The following is a 1,159-nucleotide window of genomic DNA, read 5'->3' as shown; positions in this document are numbered from 1 at the left end:
CCCGCCACCGCGCGACGGACCGACTCCGCCTCCAGCACCGATCCCTCGGCGGGAACCACATACCCGACGAGACGACGGTCGTTCGGAGCGTCCTCACGGACCATCGCGACAGCACGGGCGACAGCGTCCACCCTCGACAGCGCCGACTCGACCTCACCCAGCTCGATCCGGTAGCCGCGCACCTTCACCTGGTCGTCGACACGACCGACGAACTCCAGCACACCCGCATCCGTCCACCGGACCAGGTCACCCGTCCGGTACATCCGGCCACCCGGCTCACCGAACGGATCGGTGACGAACCGCTCCGAAGTCAGACCCGGACGACCCAGATAGCCACGGGCCACACCCTCACCCGCGATGTACAGCTCACCGGAAACACCCGGCGGAACCAGACGGAGCCGGCCGTCGAGAACATAGACCTGCGTGTTGGCGATCGGCGCGCCGATCGGCGTCCGACCATCACCCGTCAACAGAGCACTCGTCGACCAGATCGTCGTCTCCGTCGGACCGTACATGTTCCACACCGACGCACCGGCCTGCGCCAGCACACCCGCCAGGGCCGCATCCACGGCCTCGCCACCGACCAGGATCCGCAGATCCCGCGCGGCCACCGGGTCCGTCTCCATCAGGGCACGCCACAGGCTCGGCGTCGCCTGCATCACCGACACGTCCTCGGAACGCACCAGCTGTCCCAGCTGCGCCGGGTCGCGGACGACGTCACGGTCCGCGATGACGACGACGGCGCCGGAGACCAACGGCAGGAAGACCTCGAGAAGGGAGATGTCGAAGCCGAAGGTCGTCACCGCCAGCCACTTCTCCCCCGCCGACAGACCCACCTGCGAACCCATCGACCACAGGAAGTTCCGCAGCGCGCCGTGCGGCACCACCACACCCTTCGGACGACCCGTGGAACCCGACGTGTACAGCACATACGCCGCGTCCTCCGCCGACACCGCACACTCCACCGCCAGTTCGGCCGCGGGCTCGACGGATTCGAGAAGCACCAGCGGGACAGTCGTCTCGGAGGGAAGACGGTCCGCGGTGTCGCGGGTGGAGAGGATGACCGCGGGCTGGGCGTCGGAGAGGATGTACGCGATGCGGTCCGCCGGGAAGTCCAGGTCCACCGGCAGGAACGCCCCACCCGCAAGACCCACACCCA

At 68.8% G+C, this 1,159-nt stretch carries 1 protein-coding gene; it reads right to left on the bottom strand.

Annotation, left to right across the window (positions count from 1 at the left end; genetic code table 11):
* A partial coding sequence (locus ACZ60W_RS37275) for an amino acid adenylation domain-containing protein (RefSeq protein ID WP_469759841.1) occupies positions 1-1,124 on the bottom strand: 1,124 nt, incomplete at its 3' end.
* Between the last annotated feature and the right edge of the window lie 35 nt (positions 1,125-1,159).

This window comes from Streptomyces sp. NPDC104202 (assembly GCF_055584185.1).
Note: the sequence above shows the minus strand (reverse complement) of the source record. Positions and strands in the feature narration are given on the sequence as shown.